13 protein-coding genes are annotated in these 15,531 nt (G+C 61.5%); 6 read left to right on the top strand and 7 right to left on the bottom strand.

The features are described from left to right. Positions 1-118 precede the first annotated feature (118 nt). A complete protein-coding gene (locus AC3WKX_RS23260; protein ID WP_102605354.1) occupies positions 119-1,009 on the bottom strand; it encodes a LysR family transcriptional regulator in 891 nt (296 codons plus the stop codon). A 101-nt stretch (positions 1,010-1,110) separates the two neighbouring features. On the opposite strand from AC3WKX_RS23260, the gene AC3WKX_RS23255 reads away from it, so the two are divergent. The 6 genes from AC3WKX_RS23255 to AC3WKX_RS23230 all read left to right on the top strand — a co-directional run bounded on the left by AC3WKX_RS23255 (position 1,111) and on the right by AC3WKX_RS23230 (position 9,305). Beyond that, the gene (locus AC3WKX_RS23255) at positions 1,111-2,526 is read left to right on the top strand and encodes an aldehyde dehydrogenase family protein (RefSeq protein ID WP_102605355.1); all 1,416 of its coding nucleotides are present in this window, start codon (positions 1,111-1,113) and stop codon (positions 2,524-2,526) included. 195 nt (positions 2,527-2,721) lie between these two features. Further along, complete coding sequence (gene mrdA, locus AC3WKX_RS23250; protein ID WP_003208249.1) at positions 2,722-4,614, top strand: penicillin-binding protein 2; 1,893 nt, start codon at positions 2,722-2,724, stop codon at positions 4,612-4,614. Positions 4,615-4,697: 83 nt separating this feature from the next. Further along, on the top strand, positions 4,698-5,222 hold the full coding sequence (locus AC3WKX_RS23245; RefSeq protein ID WP_008434587.1) for a sigma-70 family RNA polymerase sigma factor: 525 nt from the start codon (positions 4,698-4,700) through the stop codon (positions 5,220-5,222). After that, positions 5,219-6,169, top strand: a complete 951-nt coding sequence (locus tag AC3WKX_RS23240; RefSeq protein WP_102605356.1) for a FecR domain-containing protein — start codon at positions 5,219-5,221, stop codon at positions 6,167-6,169. Before AC3WKX_RS23245 ends, AC3WKX_RS23240 begins: the two co-directional genes overlap by 4 nt. Positions 6,170-6,269: 100 nt before the next feature. Then, the gene (locus tag AC3WKX_RS23235) at positions 6,270-8,759 is read left to right on the top strand and encodes a TonB-dependent siderophore receptor (RefSeq protein ID WP_102605357.1); all 2,490 of its coding nucleotides are present in this window, start codon (positions 6,270-6,272) and stop codon (positions 8,757-8,759) included. 78 nt (positions 8,760-8,837) lie between these two features. Further along, positions 8,838-9,305, top strand: a complete 468-nt coding sequence (locus tag AC3WKX_RS23230) for an SRPBCC family protein (RefSeq protein WP_102605358.1) — start codon at positions 8,838-8,840, stop codon at positions 9,303-9,305. A 21-nt stretch (positions 9,306-9,326) separates the two neighbouring features. Here AC3WKX_RS23230 and AC3WKX_RS23225 read toward each other — a convergent pair whose 3' ends face one another. The 6 genes from AC3WKX_RS23225 to AC3WKX_RS23200 form a co-directional block, all read right to left on the bottom strand. Then, positions 9,327-9,914 (bottom strand): hypothetical protein, encoded by a 588-nt coding sequence (locus tag AC3WKX_RS23225; RefSeq protein WP_102369595.1) that lies wholly within the window; start codon positions 9,912-9,914, stop codon positions 9,327-9,329. An 80-nt stretch (positions 9,915-9,994) separates the two neighbouring features. Next, positions 9,995-10,966, bottom strand: coding sequence for a cyclase family protein (locus AC3WKX_RS23220; protein ID WP_102605359.1), 972 nt, complete (start codon positions 10,964-10,966; stop codon positions 9,995-9,997). A 27-nt stretch (positions 10,967-10,993) separates the two neighbouring features. Beyond that, a complete protein-coding gene (locus AC3WKX_RS23215) occupies positions 10,994-11,752 on the bottom strand; it encodes an SDR family oxidoreductase (protein ID WP_008434578.1) in 759 nt (252 codons plus the stop codon). A 32-nt stretch (positions 11,753-11,784) separates the two neighbouring features. Next, positions 11,785-13,233: an aldehyde dehydrogenase family protein gene (locus AC3WKX_RS23210; protein ID WP_102605360.1), complete on the bottom strand. Its 1,449-nt coding sequence runs from the start codon at positions 13,231-13,233 to the stop codon at positions 11,785-11,787. A gap of 2 nt (positions 13,234-13,235) precedes the next feature. Then, complete coding sequence (locus tag AC3WKX_RS23205) at positions 13,236-14,342, bottom strand: tartrate dehydrogenase (protein WP_003208239.1); 1,107 nt, start codon at positions 14,340-14,342, stop codon at positions 13,236-13,238. A 120-nt stretch (positions 14,343-14,462) separates the two neighbouring features. Beyond that, a complete protein-coding gene (locus tag AC3WKX_RS23200; RefSeq protein WP_003208237.1) occupies positions 14,463-15,344 on the bottom strand; it encodes a LysR family transcriptional regulator in 882 nt (293 codons plus the stop codon). Between the last annotated feature and the right edge of the window lie 187 nt (positions 15,345-15,531).

Genomic DNA, 15,531 nt, shown 5'->3' with positions numbered 1-15,531 from the left:
TAGGTCATCGTCAAGATTAAATTCCAGAACCCCTGATTGCTTATGCAGTCAGGGGTTTTGTTTTGGGCGGTCGGAAAACGGGGAGAGAGCTGTTGGCCGTAAAAAAGATCCAGCCTGGTTAAAAGCCTTGCTCCCTGATCAACTCAATCAGTGCCCTTAACCCGGCCGGCACATGGCGCCTACCTGGGTAATAGAGGCGCAAGCAGTCAAAAGACGGCATCCATTCCTCCAGTACGCGCACTAACGTTCCGTTCGCTAAATCGGCAGCGGCATTCCATTCCGTAAGATAGGTCAAGCCTAGTCCCGCCCTGGCAGCCTCAAGCATCAGAGTCGGATTATCCAGGGTCAAAACCCCTTGCACCTCGACAGCAAGCGCTTCGCCATGTCGCTCAAACTCCCAGTGATAGATCGCACCGCTGGGCATCCGGCTGCGAATACACTGATGGGCCCGCAGATCCATGGGACTGACGGGAACTGGGTTGAGAGCAAAATAGTCCGGGCTGCCCAATACCGAAAAACGCTGGGCCGGACTGATATCGACTGCGATCATGTCTTGAGGAACCGTATCCCCGAGCCGAATCCCCGCATCAAACCCCTGCGCGACGATATCCACCAGCCGCCCCTCAGTGACGATATCCAATTTCATCCGTGGATAACGTCGCAGGTACTCCAGCAGCAACGGCATCACCTGCTTTGCCGCCCCCGCCGAGGTATTCAGGCGCAAGGTACCGCTGGGTTCCGCGCTGCGATTTCCTGCCTGTTCCAAGGCCGTGCGAATGCTCAACAGTGCAGGGGTGATGGTTTCGACAAACTCCGCGCCCACTTCAGATAACGACACGCTGCGCGTGGTGCGATTGAACAGCCTCACCCCCATCCGCGCTTCAAGCCCCGCGATAGAGTGGCTCAACGCCGATGTCGACACATTCAACTCGGTCGCCGCTGCACGAAAACTGCGATGCCGAGCCACTGCCAGCACCGCTTCCAACTCATTCAGCCCGGATGTATTCATTGTCCTGAGTCACTCATCAACTCATGCCGATTTGTACGGCTTATCAGCTTAATCATAGTGACTTACCGTAGGACGCACTAGCTCAGCGTCCCGGAGGACCTATGCAATACATCAACCAGATTTACATCAACGGCGACTTTGTGACGCCCCATGGCGAAGAGCTTTTTGACCTGTTCAACCCTGCAACAGGTCAGCGTATCGGCCAGGTTCGATTGGCAAATGAACAAGACGCCCTGGATGCCATCGCTGCCGCCAAGCGAGCTTTTACCGCGTTCTCCCACAGCTCTAAAGATGTGCGCATCGACTATCTCAAACGCCTTCACGCCGCAGTTGAATCCATTGAGGACGCACTTACCGACGCGATTATCGAGGAGTACGGCGCCCCAATATCCCGTGCGCGGTGGATGGCCAAGCATGCAGCCAGCGTCCTGCAAGATGCCGCTTCAGTACTGGAGAGCTACAACTTCTCCCGACGCATTGGCATCGCCGAGGTGGTCATGCAGCCGCTGGGTGTGGCCGGCTTGATCACACCCTGGAACAGCAACGCCGGTTTTATCTGCGGCAAGCTCGCTGCGGCGTTGGCCGCCGGCTGTACCGCCGTGATCAAACCCAGTGAAATGAGCGCAATCCAGACCTCGCTAGTCACCCGCGCCCTGCATGACGCAGGCTTGCCTCCCGGTGTATTCAACATCGTCACTGGCCGTGGCGAAACCGTAGGCGCCGTGTTGAGCGCCCATCCCGACATCGCAAAAGTGTCCTTCACCGGTTCAACCGCTGTCGGCAAAACAATCCTGCGGACCGGCGCCGAGACCCTGAAGCGCGTGACCCTAGAGCTGGGCGGCAAATCACCGGTGCTGATTCTCGATGATGCGGACCTCAAGACGGCCGTGCCCATGGCCCTTCAGGCCGGTTTCATGAACAGCGGCCAGGCCTGTATCGCCGGCACTCGAATCCTGGTACCCGAAAGTCGTTTGGAAGAAATCGAAGCGCTGATGATCGACGAGGTGGGCAACGTGCAAGCCGGCGACCCTCGTGACCCAGCCACTGCGGTCGGCCCCATGGTCAGCCAAAAACAGTGGGAGCGCGTACAGCGCTACATTCAGATCGGGATCGAGGAGGGCGCCCACCTATTGGCAGGAGGTCGCGGTTTGCCTGAGGGCATCAAAGCCGGGTGGTTCGTAAAACCAACCGTATTCAGCCGGGTGACCAACCAAATGACCATCGCCCGCGAGGAGATTTTCGGCCCGGTGCTCTCGATCATTACCTACGCAACCGAGGAAGAGGCCCTGACCATCGCCAACGACACACCCTACGGCCTCCAGGCATACATCCTGTCTTCAAATCCCGAACGCGCCCGCAGGCTGGCCAGCCGTATAGACGCTGGCCGAGTGCTGATCAATACCCTGGCCCATGAACCTCTAGCGCCGTTTGGTGGCTTCAAGCAATCGGGTATCGGCCGCGAGTACGGCACATTCGGCCTCGAAGCCTTCCTGGAGCCCAAGTCGATCCTGAGCTGATCGTCAGCATAAAAACGCATGAATAAGGTCAACGGCTCAAACCAAAGTGCATGAACAGGCTCCATTAGCACACCGTTCAGGGAAATCGATGCAAAGTGTTTCTGCATTTTTGGTATGGTGCAGCACATTTTCACAAGGACTGATTTTTCCTCCGCAGGAAGCGGCGTCGACCTTATTCAACGAGATGCTGTAGAAATGCCTGAACCAATACCGATCAAGGATCACGAAAAAGAAAACCGCCTGGTCAACAAGCGGCTGCTGGCCTGCGCGCTGCTGGTAATCGGCATTACCTGCGCCCTGGTAGGTCGGATGTACTTCCTGCAGGTGGTGCAGTACGACTACCACTCCACCATTTCCGAAAACAATCGCGTCCACGTCCTGCCGATCACACCGACCCGCGGCCTGATCTATGACCGCAACGGCGTAGTACTTGCCGACAACCGTCCCAGCTACAACCTGACCATCACCCGCGAGCGCACCACCGATCTCAAAGGAGAGCTGGACGCTATCGTCAGCCTCCTGCATTTGCCCGCCGAGGACCGTGGCGTATTTGATAAGGCGCTCAAGCAAGCCCGTCATCCCTTCGTGCCCGTCACCCTGTTCTACGAGCTGACCGAAGAGCAGATCGCCGTGCTGGCCGTCAACGAATTCCGCCTGCCGGGCGTGGATGTCGAGCCGCAATTCGTCCGCCATTATCCGCTGGGTGCGCACTTTGCCCACTCCATTGGCTACGTAGGCCGGATCAACGAAAAAGAATCCAAAGCCCTCGACTCAGTGGAGTACCGGGGCACCCAGTCCATTGGTAAAACCGGGATCGAGCGTTTCTACGAGTCCGAGTTGCATGGCCATGTCGGCTATGAAGAAGTTGAAACCAACGCCCAGGGCCGCGTCCTGCGGGTGCTCAAGCACACCGACCCGATCCCCGGCAAAAACATCGTGCTGAGCCTGGACGTCAAACTCCAGGAAGCCGCCGAAGAAGCCCTCGGCGACCGCCGTGGTTCGGTGGTTGCTCTCGACCCGGCAACCGGCGAAGTGCTGGCGATGGTCAGCAAGCCAAGTTTCGACCCGAACCTGTTTGTCACCGGCATCAGCTTCAAGGAATACGCCGCGCTGCACGACTCCCTCGACCGTCCGCTGTTCAACCGCGTGCTGCGCGGGCTCTACGCGCCGGGTTCGACGATCAAGCCGGAAGTCGCCATCGCTGGCCTCGACAGCGGCGTGGTTACCGCCCAGACCCGGGTGTTCGACCCGGGCTATTACCAACTCCCGGATTTCGACCACAAATACCGCAACTGGAACCACAGCGGCGATGGTTGGGTGGACATGGACGCAGCGATCATGCGCTCCAACGACACCTACTTCTACGACCTGGCCCACAAGCTGGGTATCGACCGCCTGCACGACTACCTGGCCGAGTTCGGCCTTGGCCAGAAAGTCTCCCTCGACATGTTCGAAGAGTCAGCCGGCCTGATGCCGTCCCAAGCCTGGAAGCGCGCTACCCGGCGCCAGCCGTGGTTCCCGGGTGAAACCGTGATCCTCGGCATCGGCCAGGGTTACATGCAGGTCACCCCGTTGCAGCTGGCCCAGGCCACTGCGCTGATCGCCAACAAGGGCGTGTGGAACCGACCGCACCTGGCCAAGACCATCAATGGCGTGCCGCCGGTGGATGAAAACCCGATGCCCAACGTGGTGCTCAAAGACCCGCGCGACTGGGAGCAGGTCAACCACGGCATGCAATTGGTAATGCACGATCCACGCGGTATCGCCCGGGCGGCTGCAGCCGGTGCGCAGTACCGGATTGCTGGCAAGTCTGGTACTGCGCAGGTAGTGGCGATCAAGCAGGGCGAGCGTTACAACCGTCTCAAGACCCTGGAGCGCAACCGCGACAACGCCTTGTTCGTCGGCTTTGCCCCGGCGGAGCACCCGCGGATCGTGATTTCGGTGATGATCGAAAACGGTGAGGCCGGTGGCCGAGTGGCGGGGCCGGTGGTGCGCCAGATTATGGACGCCTGGCTGCTCGATCAGGAAGGTCACTTGAAGCCGCAATACGCGACCCCTGCCAAGGCGCCGGGTGATCCCCACGTCTAAAGCCACAAATACACACAGGTGATTGCCCTTACTCCTACATTCGTCTAAATTGCGATTCGTTCTCATTAGCGCTAATCGCCATCATGCCCGAATCGATCCGCCACGCTCACCAGCCTGTTGCCACGCTTTACGGTGCCCATCACCGCTGGCTGGTGGGTTGGTTGCGTGCGCGGCTGGGGTGTTCGCATCAGGCGGCTGACCTGGCACAGGACACCTTCATTCGCCTGCTATTGGCCGACCGGGCCAAACCTCTGGCCGCCGACCTGAAGGAGCCGCGGCACTTCCTGGTGACCATCGCCAGGCGCGTGATGATTGACAGCTACCGTCGCAAGGCCCTTGAGCAGGCTTATCTCCAGGCTTTGGCCGAACAGCCCTTGGCCTACGCCCTGTCACCCGAAGAGCGCCTGCTGATCATCGAAACCCTGCAGCGCCTCGATGCGATGCTCGACGGTCTCGGGCGCAAGGTGAAACGCGCGTTCCTGCTCTCGCAGTTGCAGGGCATGCCTTACAAGGAAATCGCTGAGCAGCTACAGGTCTCGGTCAGCTCGGTGACCAAATACATCGCCAAGGCCACCGAGCATTGCCTGCTTGAAGCGCTGGACCAATGACCCTTGACCCGCAACGCCAGGCGCTGAGTGCCGCGGCCCAATGGGTTGCACGCCTGGCGGAGGTGCCCGGTGATCGCCAGCTTCAGCAGGACTGGAACACGTGGCGCGAAGAATCCCCGTTGAACCAGTGGGCCTGGCAGCGTGTGGAGATGCTCCAGGGCCAACTCCAGTGCCTGCCGGGATCCCTGGCCGTCAATGTGCTGGACAGGGCCGCCGATCATTCCCGGCACCTGGGGCGACGCGGCTTGCTCAAGGGCCTGGTGATCGGTGCCGGGGTGAGCGCCATGGGCTGGACCGGCTATCGCCAGGCGCCGATATGGATGGCCGATCAGCGCACCACCACCGGCGAACGTCACACTGTCACCCTCGAGGATGGCACCCGGCTGTCGCTCAATACGGCCAGCGCCGTAGATGTGCGCTACGGCCCGGACCAGCGGCTGCTGATCCTGCGCGCCGGTGAGATCCTGATCGAGACCGCCAAGGATGCACGCCCTTTCATGGTACGCAGCGCCCACGGCGAGATGCGCGCGCTGGGCACACGTTTCACCGTGCGCCAGTTCGACGGCTACACCGCCATGAGCGTCCTGCAACACGCCGTGGCCGTGCGCCCGGGCGATGAGCTGGCAGAGACGGTGATCACCACCGGCAACGCCGTGACCTTCGATACCAGCCGCCTGCTGACGCTGCGCGCCATTGAGCCCGGCGAGGGCGAATGGGCGGCGGGGCGCCTGGTGGTGGACAACTGGCGGCTGGATCGCCTGCTCGAAGAGTTGCAGCGCTATCGGCCAGGTTACCTGGGGTGTGCTGCCGAGGTCGGCCACCTGCGGGTCTCCGGCGCCTATTCCCTGGATGACCTGGACCTGACCCTCACCGCACTGACCCGTGCGCTACCGGTACGGCGCATCTCCCGCACCGATTACTGGACCCAAATTGTCACCCGCGGATAAAAACGCAAAATATTTATCCGCCGCCGTTGTCGATTTGCCGCGCCTCGCTCGACTCCTCCTGCAATACCTCTTCATTTCTTTCGGTCACCAGGAGTCAGTAATGCGCGCAGGGCAAACTTCAGTCGCCAATCCACCGCTTCGATCATTTCGCAAAAAGCCCCTGCAGGTGGCGTTGTTCGGCGTGTCGTTGATGGTGCAATACAGCCTTCTGGGCCCGTTGCTGTCCCCAGGCTCCAGCGCTGTGGCGGCCAGCCCGCAAAAGACCTTCAGCATCGCGCCCGGCCCGTTGGGGTCGGTACTGAGCCGCTTTGCCAGTGACGCCGGCGTCGTCTTGTCTTTTGACTCGGGCCTGACCGCGGGCAAGCAGAGCCAGGGCCTCACCGGCACCTACAGTGTCGAGCAGGGTTTCGCGCGTTTGTTGGCGGGCAGCGCCCTGAGCGTGGCGGCCAATGGTGATGGCAGCTACGGCCTGATCCCGCAATCCAGCGGCGCCTTGACCCTGGGCGCCACCAGCATCAATGCCGAAGGGCTGAGCCTGACCACCGAAAACACCGGCTCCTACACCACCGGCGCCACCAGTACCGCGACCAAGCTACCGTTGTCGCTGCGGGAAACGCCGCAATCGGTCAGCGTCGTCACCCGCCAGTTGATGGACGACCAACACCTGTCGACCCTCAACGAAGTGCTGGCCTTCACCCCCGGCATCAGCAGCAACCACCGCGACAGCGAGCGTTACTCGTTCTATTCCCGGGGCTTTGAAATCCAGAATTTCCAGTACGACGGTATTCCGTCGCAGGTGGCCAACGAGTCCCAGCAATACACCGGCGCGATCTCCGACATGGCGATCTACGACCGCGTCGAAGTGGTGCGCGGCGCCACCGGGCTGATGAGCGGCGCCGGCACTCCATCGGCCACCATCAACCTGGTGCGCAAGCGCCCGACCAAGGACTTCCAGGCCTACGTTTCCGGCGAAGCCGGGGCGTGGGACCGTTATCGTTCCGAAGTCGATGTGTCCGGCCCGTTGACCGAAACCGGCAACGTGCGCGGACGTTTCGTCGCGGCTTATCAAAAACAGAATTCGTTCATCGACTGGTATAAGCAGGACAAGCGCGTGATGTATGGCGCCCTGGACATCGACCTGAACGAAAACACCACGCTGCGCGCCAGCCTCGACTACCAGAACAACGACGCCAATGGCAGCACCTACGGCCATATCCCGCTGTTCTACAACAATGGCACCCAGACCCACTTCTCCCGCTCCTTCAACCCGGCCTCGCGCTCCAGCTACATGGACAACACCAGCTACACCTTCACGACGATGCTCGATCACAAGCTGGATGACGACTGGAGCCTCAAGACTGCCTACAGCCATCAGTATTCCTACCGCAAAGGACAGGGCGCGTCGGCCAGTGGCGGCTACCCGGACCCCGTGACAGGGCAGGGCGCGGGTGCCTTCATCTATCGCCTGGACAGCTATCAGACCCAGGACACCGTCGATGTGTATGCCACCGGCCCGTTCCAGCTGGGCGGGCGTGAGCATGAACTGGTGATGGGCGCCAGCAGTTCGCGCACGCACCTGAACTTCCCCGACTACAGCAGCGGTTCGGCCGATAACGACTACGGTCAGGTGGACAACATCTTCACCTGGGATGGCCGGCAGTACAGTCGCCGTTCGTACACCGAAGTCGGTGGCACCGTCACCACTTTGCAACAGACCGGCGTCTACGCCGCCCTGCGCTTGAAACCGATTGATCCGCTGACGATCATCCTGGGGACGCGGGTCAGTTGGTGGAACCAGGAGAACGCCGACCGGGACTACGCAGCAGGCACGAAAACCATCGATAAAACCAGGAAGACCGGCGTGGTCACGCCCTACGCCGGCGTCATCTATGACCTCAACGATACCTACTCGGTCTACGCCAGCTACACCAACATCTTCCTGCCGCAGACTTTCTACAAGACGTCTTCAAAGGGCTCCCTGGCGCCGCAGCAGGGCGACAACTACGAAATCGGTCTCAAGGGCGAATTCTTCAATGGCGCGCTGAACGCCAGCATTGCCCTGTTCGACATCGAGCAGAAGAATACTCCCGAGCAATCCGGCACCGACTCTTCAGGCGCAGCCGTCTACAAGGCCATCGCCGGCACCAGCACTCGTGGCGTCGAAACCGAAATCTCCGGTGAAGTGGGCGAAGGCTGGAACGTATTCGGCGGCTACACCTACCGCGAATCCCACGACAAGGACGGCGCACGCGTGCAGGCCAACCAGCCGATCAACCTGTTCAAACTCGGCACCTCATACCGCCTGCCCGGCAACCTCGACCGCCTGACCATCGGCGCCAACGTCACCTGGCAAAGCGAGATCTATGCGTCCTCCCAAATCAACTACGAAGGCCCGTACTACAAGGCCAAGCAGGACCCGTACGGTGTGGTCGGCCTGCTCGCCAGCTACCAGGTTGATGAACACCTGTCGGTGGGCCTGAACGTCAACAACCTGTTCGACCAGAAGTACTACGACGGCCTGGGCACGTTCAACTCCGGCTCCTACGGCGAACCGCGCAACGCGATGGTCAACGCCAAGTGGCAGTTCTGACTCGCTGAAACCGGGAATGCGCAACCCCAGGGTTGCGCATTGGTCGATGTCGCCTACTGTCAATACAGGAGGTGTCTCATGCACGAATCAAATGAAATCAAACGTAAAGTCCTGCTCAACGCTCCACGCCAACGAGTCTGGGAAGCACTGACCGACGCCGAGCAATTCGGCAGCTGGTTTGGCATCGCCCTCAAGGGCAAACAGTTTGCCCAGGGCCGGGCCATTGAAGCCCCGATCACCTATCCAGGTTACGAGCACGTGGTGTGGAAGGCAAGGATCGAGCGGCTTGAACCACAGACGCGGTTCTCTTTCAGCTGGCATCCCTACGCCGTAGACAAGGATGTGGATTACGACGCGGAAATCCCCACGCTGGTGGAGTTCACCCTTGAGGATCACGCCGAAGGCATCTTGTTGCGCGTGGTGGAGTCAGGTTTTGACGGGATCCCGGACGTTCGCCGCCAGAAGGCCTACAAGAAGAACTCCCGAGGCTGGGATGATCAGATGAACAACATCGAAGACTATCTGGCGAAATCCCATCAGCCGTGAGCTGATGGGGCGCCGCATTCATCAGCCTTCGTGGGCGGTGCTGATTTCCAGGGTATCGGTGTAGGTCACCAACACGCTTTGGCCGACCTTGAGGTCTTTGAGGCCGGCGCGAATTTCCGGTTTCTCCACGGTCAGCACTTTGCTCTGGCCCGCCGGGTTTTCCAGGGTTACCTGGTTTTTCGCCAGGTCAATGTGGGTGATCTTCAACTGCACCTGTACCTGGCGGAAGGCCGCACCGCCCGGGTTCGGGTTATCCGCGGTGGCGCGCAAGACGCCAGTCTTCTCGGTGGCGTCCGGTGCGCTCTTGTCGATGTCGGTGTCCAGCACGGCGGCGACCGAATGGGTCACCAGCACCTTGACCTGATCACCTGCCTTGAGATTGCCCAGGTCCTTGGCCTGGTCGCTGAGCTGCACATGCACCTTGCGGCCTTCGGCACCTTCGAGCACCACCTGATGGTTGGCGGCATCCACCTCCAGCACCTTGGTGGTCACCTCATCGGCTTCCAGCGACTTGGACAGCGGGATATCGGCAGCATGTGCCGTCAGGGCACCAGCAGACAGCAGGGTTGCCAGGGCAATTGCCTGGCGAAGAGGGCGCAATACATTCATTGAGTGGACTTCCATGTGAGAGGAGCCTTGAGTCTAGTGGCGCGTTCGCGATTCGCAAATTCGCCACTGAGACGGAACGGCTACTTGATCACCACCGGATTCACCGGTGCGCCACTGCCCCCGACAATCTTCAGCGGGGCGGCGGTGTAGAGGAATTTCCACTGGCCGTCGTCCGCACAATCGGCGGCCAGTTCCTCCAGCAACACGATTTCGGTGAAGGCGATCCCCAGGTTGCGCATCAGCGCGCAATGCAGCGGAATCTGCACCCCGGACACCGGGTCGGTGATCACTTCGTTGGCGATGGTGTCGGTCACCAGATTGGGGATTTCCATCTCGTGGAACCACTCCACAAGCTCCCGGCTGTAGGTCAGCCCCGGCTCCATCAGGTCCTTGAAGAACTCGGTCTTGCCCAGCTCATAAAACGCCCCCATGGACCCGGTGCGGATGATCAGGATGTCACGTTTTTCAATGGTCACGCCCTGGGCTTTGGCGGCGTCGAGCAGGTCCAGGTGGTTGAAGGTTTCGCCCCGGCCCAGGCACTTCTTGCCGCGATGGAGGGCCATGTCGATCAGCACCGCACGGCCCACCACGCCGCGTTCGGCAATCGCCAGCACGCTGGCCTTGGCCATGCCGCCAACGGTGGTCTCGGCGTCGTAGCCGTTCCACAGTTGATTGTCGTACCAGGCGTGGCCGAGGGCGTCGTATTGGGTCGAGCCTTGCAGCTGCATGAAGATCACGTCGTCGGAATACGCCGCACCACCGGTCATGTGCGGTTGTTTGCCGAAGTGGTAATGGCTGTGGTCGAGGGTATTGAAGCGCATCGACGGGTTGCGCGCCGGCCACATCGGGTCGCCGTCAGGGTGGCCGATCTGCACTTGCAGGGTAAAGGTCTTGCCCTGGCGCACCGAGGCCACGCCCCGCAGTACTTCGGCTTCAGTCAGGTAATTGAGGGCGCCGACTTCGTCGTCCGGGCCCCATTTACCCCAGTTCTTTGGCAGGCCTTCAAGCAATTCGCGGGTGTTCGGCTCGTTCTTATTATGAAGATCACACATAGCAATTCCGGTCCCTGTGAGAGTGAGTTACACGCAGCGCCCGCCATCGACTTCAAGGCAAGTGCCGGTGATGAACGCCGCTTCGTCCGACGCCAGGTACAGGCAGGCGTTGGCCACATCTTGCGGGGTGGAAAAGCGCCCCAGGGGAATGGTCGCCATGAATTTCTGGCGGTTTTCCGGGGTGTCCGGTACGCCCATGAATTCGCTGAGCAACGCCGTGGCACCCACTACCGGGTTCACGCAGTTGACGCGGATATTGTCCGGCCCCAGCTCCGCCGCCATGGTCTTGCTCATGACCACCACTGCGCCCTTGCTGCCGTTATACCAGACCAGTCCCGGACGCGGGCGGATCGCCGCCGTCGAGGCAATATTGACGAACACGCCGCCGCCCTGGCCGCGAAAATGCGGCACAAAATGCTTGGCGCTCAAGAAGATGCTTTTGACGTTGACCGCAAACACCCGGTCGAATTCGGCTTCGTCGACTTCCAGCATCGGCCGGTTGCGGTGGGTGGTACCGGCGTTGTTGATGACGATATCGAGGCCGCCGAACTGCTCCAAAGTGCCACGCAGCAGGGCGCCCATGCTTTCATCGTTGGCCACGTTGACCTCGATGAAATGCGCATGGCCGCCGCTTTCGGCGATTTCATTGACCACCCGCTGACCGCCGACGGCGTTCATGTCGGCGACGATGACCTTGGCGCCCTGGCGCGCGAAAGTCTTGGCGATGCCCTCGCCAAACCCCGAACCGGCGCCGGTGACGATCGCGACTTTATTGGCTAAACGCATGGTGTGTTCTCCGTTCTTGTTGTTGTGAGGAATCAACCGTGTTTGATCGCAATGGTCTTCAAGGTGGTAAAGCCCAGCAGCGCCTCGAAGCCTTTTTCCCGTCCATACCCGCTGGCCTTCACGCCGCCGAATGGCAATTCAACGCCGCCACCGGCGCCATAGTTATTGATGAACACCTGGCCACAACGCAGGGTGCGCGCCAGGCGCATTTGCCGTGCGCCATCGCGGGTCCACACGCCGGCCACCAGGCCGAACTCGGTGCCGTTGGCCAGGCGAATCGCTTCGGCTTCATCATCGAAGGGCATCACGGCCAGCACCGGGCCGAACACTTCCTGTTGCGCCAGGCGACTGTCAGGCGGCACATCGCGAAACAGCACCGCCTCCTGGAAATACCCGCCGCTGCCGGCCTCGGCAACCACCGTTCCGCGCGCGGCGACGGTGATCCCTTCCTGTTCGGCTTGACGAATAAACTCGCGCACCAGGCGCAGCTGCTTCTGATTGATCAGCGGGCCCATGTCCAGGTCCAGCGCCGAAGGCCCGGCGCGCAGTTCGCTGAAACGTTGGCTGAGGCGTGCGAGCAGGGTTTCGTAAATGCTGCGTTCCACCAGCAAACGGCTGCCGGCGGAGCAGGTTTGCCCGCAGTTCTGAATGATGGCGTTGACCAGCACCGGCAACGCTTCATCCAGGTCGGCATCGGCGAACACCAGTTGCGGCGACTTGCCGCCCAACTCCAGGGTGACCGGGCAGTGGCGTTCGGCAGCGGCTTTCGACACGGCAGTACCGGTGGCGGTGGAGCCGGTGAACGAAATGTGATCGATGCCCGGGTGTGCACACAACGCCGCGCCGGCTTCGTAGCCGTAACCGGTGACTACGTTGATCGCGCCGGCTGGAAAACCAACCTCGGCAGCGATTTCCGCCAGGCGCAGCAACGACAGGCTGGCATCTTCCGCCGGCTTGACCACGCACGCATTGCCCGCCGCCAACGAGGCGCCGACGCTGCGCCCGAAAATCTGCATCGGGTAATTCCACGGGATGATATGCCCGGTCACCCCGTGGGGTTCGCGCACCGTCAACACCGTGTAGCCGGCCTGGTACGGCAGGGTTTCGCCGTGCAGTTTGTCGGCGGCACCCGCGTAGTATTCGAAATAGCGGGCAAGGGCGGTGGCATCGGCGCGGGCGACTTTCAGCGCCTTGCCGGTGTCCCGCGCCTCGATCTGCGCCAGCTCTTCATGATGTTCCAGCACCGCCACGCCAAGCTTGGCCAGCAAACGGCTGCGCTCCACGGCAGACAACCGGCCCCACGGGCCGTCGAAGGTTTCGCCGAGTGCCAGGCGCGCCGCGCTGATCGCCGCCTCGATATCGGCGGCCGTGCCACGGGCGATGCTCGAATAGGTTTCGCCGGTGCTGGGGTCGATCACCGGAATGTCTTCCAGCGAGGTCGACGCCAGCCATTGGTTGGCGATGTAATGTGCGTTGGTCATGTTCAGCTCCTGTTCCCTGCGACGCATTCGGCGATGGCGCGACCCACTTCGACAGTGCTGGCGCTGCCGCCCATTTCCCGGGTGCGCGGGCCTTCGGCAAGCACCGTTTCGATGGCGGACACGATGGCTGCCGCCGCTTCCTGGTAAAGCGGGTCACCGTCGCCCAGGTGCTCGATCATCAGCGCGGCCGACCAGATCTGCCCGATGGGATTGGCGACACCGAGCCCGGCAATATCCGGCGCGGAACCGTGCACCGGCTCGAACAGCGACGGGTAGCGCCGCTCGGGATTGAGGTTGGCCGACGGCGCGATGCCGATGGTGCCGGTGCACGCCGGGCCGAGGTCGGAAAGGATGTCGCCGAACAGGTTGGAGGCCACCACCACATCGAACCAGTCGGGATGCTGCACGAAGTGCGCGCACAGAATGTCGATGTGGAACTTGGCGGTCTTCACGTCCGGGTAGCGCCGGGCAATTTCGTTGACCCGCTCGTCCCAGAACGGCATGGTGATCGAGATACCATTGGATTTGGTCGCCGCCACCAGGTTTTTCCGCGGCCGCTGTTGCGCCAGTTTGAAGGCGTAGTCCACCACGCGGTCCACGCCTTCGCGGGAGAAGATCGACTCCTGCACCGCGATTTCCCGCGCCGTGCCTTCCCACATGCGGCCGCCAACGCTGGAGTATTCGCCCTCGGTATTTTCCCGCACCACGATAAAGTCGATGTCCCCGGGCACGCGGCCGGCCAGCGGGCAGGGCACGCCGGGCATCAGGCGCACCGGGCGGATATTCACGTATTGATCGAACTGGCGGCGGATCTTCAGCAGCGACTCCCACACCGCAGTGTGGTCGGCAATGATGTCGGGCGCACCCACCGCGCCGAAGAAGATCGCGTCATGGCTGCCGATCTGTTCGGCCCAGTCGTCGGGCATCATCGTGCCGTGGGCCAGGTAGTGTTCGCTGCACCAGGCAAAGTGGTCGAAGTGAAAGTGAATACCGAAGCGCCGGCTGACAGCGTCCAGTACCCGCAGGCCTTCGGGCACCACTTCGCGGCCGATGCCGTCGCCGGGAATCACGGCGATGCGGTGGGTGGGGCGGGTGTGGGATTGGGACACGCCGTGTCTCCTGTCTTGTTTTTATAGGAAGGTCTGGCGGGGGCATTCTTGGCACAGCTGTGACAACAGGGGAATTGCTAATTGTGGAATCGGCCTTCGCAAAATTCGAAGGCCAAAGGTTTACGCAGGGTTGGCGCTCAGGTAGTCGAACAGTGCCAGGCTCGTCAGTGACGGCTGTTCCTTGCGCATGCACAGGTACATCTGCCGGTCGGCCCAGCTGTCGTCGATTTCGATAAAGCGCAAGGCCATCTCCTTGCGGAAGATCTGCACCGCGCCCTGTGGCAACACGCCCACACCCTGGCCGGCGGCGATCAAGCGGCACACTGCTTCGAAACTGCGCACCTGCACCCGCAGCCGCAACGGCATGCCGATCGCCGCGGCGGCTTCGGTAATCAACGGGGTGATGGCGGCGTTGTCTTCCAGGCCGACGAAGTCGTAGCCGAGCAAATCCTCGAAGCGCGCATGGCGCATTTTCAGTGGGTGGTCATTGGGCACGAGCAGGCACAGGCGGTCCTGGCAGTAGGGCTCGAACCGCAGCTCTTCGCTGGGGCGGGTGGTGACGATACCGACATCCGCCACGCCCTCGCGCACGGCCTGGAGGATCTCCCGGCTGCGCTCCTCGCGAATATCCAGGCGGATGCCCGGGTGCAAGGTGTTCCACTGGGTCAGTTGGCGCGGCAGTTCCTGGCTCATCGCCGAACTGTTGGCGTACAGGCAAACCCGGCCGGTGGCGCCCTTGGCGTAATCGGCGAGATCGGCGTGCATGCCGTCCACCGCCCGCAGGATCGATTGTGCATGCTGGGCCAATACTTCCCCGGCTGCCGTCGGTGAAACGCCGGTGGAGGTGCGGGTCAGCAGGGCGACCTTGAAGTGCTGCTCCAGCAGCGACAGGCGTCGGCTGGCGGCAGAGAGGGAGAGATGGGATTGCTCGGCCGCCCGGGACAGGTTGCCCAGCTTGACCGCCTTGAGGAACAGCTCGATGGAAGTGAGGTCGGGGGACATGCCGGGGTCCTTGTGCGCAGTGGTTGGGAAACTACGCAGTTGGCGTTCGGCTGTCCAATGTCCGGCAAACAACCCGGGTGAAAGCAGATCTGCTTTCTGTAGGAGCTGGCTTGCCTGCGATAGCATCACCGGGATGCATCTGATACACCCCGGTGCTTCCATCGCAAGCAAGCCAGCTCCCCGATTG

It is taken from the genome of Pseudomonas sp. GP01-A4, from assembly GCF_058780865.1.
Note: the sequence above shows the minus strand (reverse complement) of the source record. Positions and strands in the feature narration are given on the sequence as shown.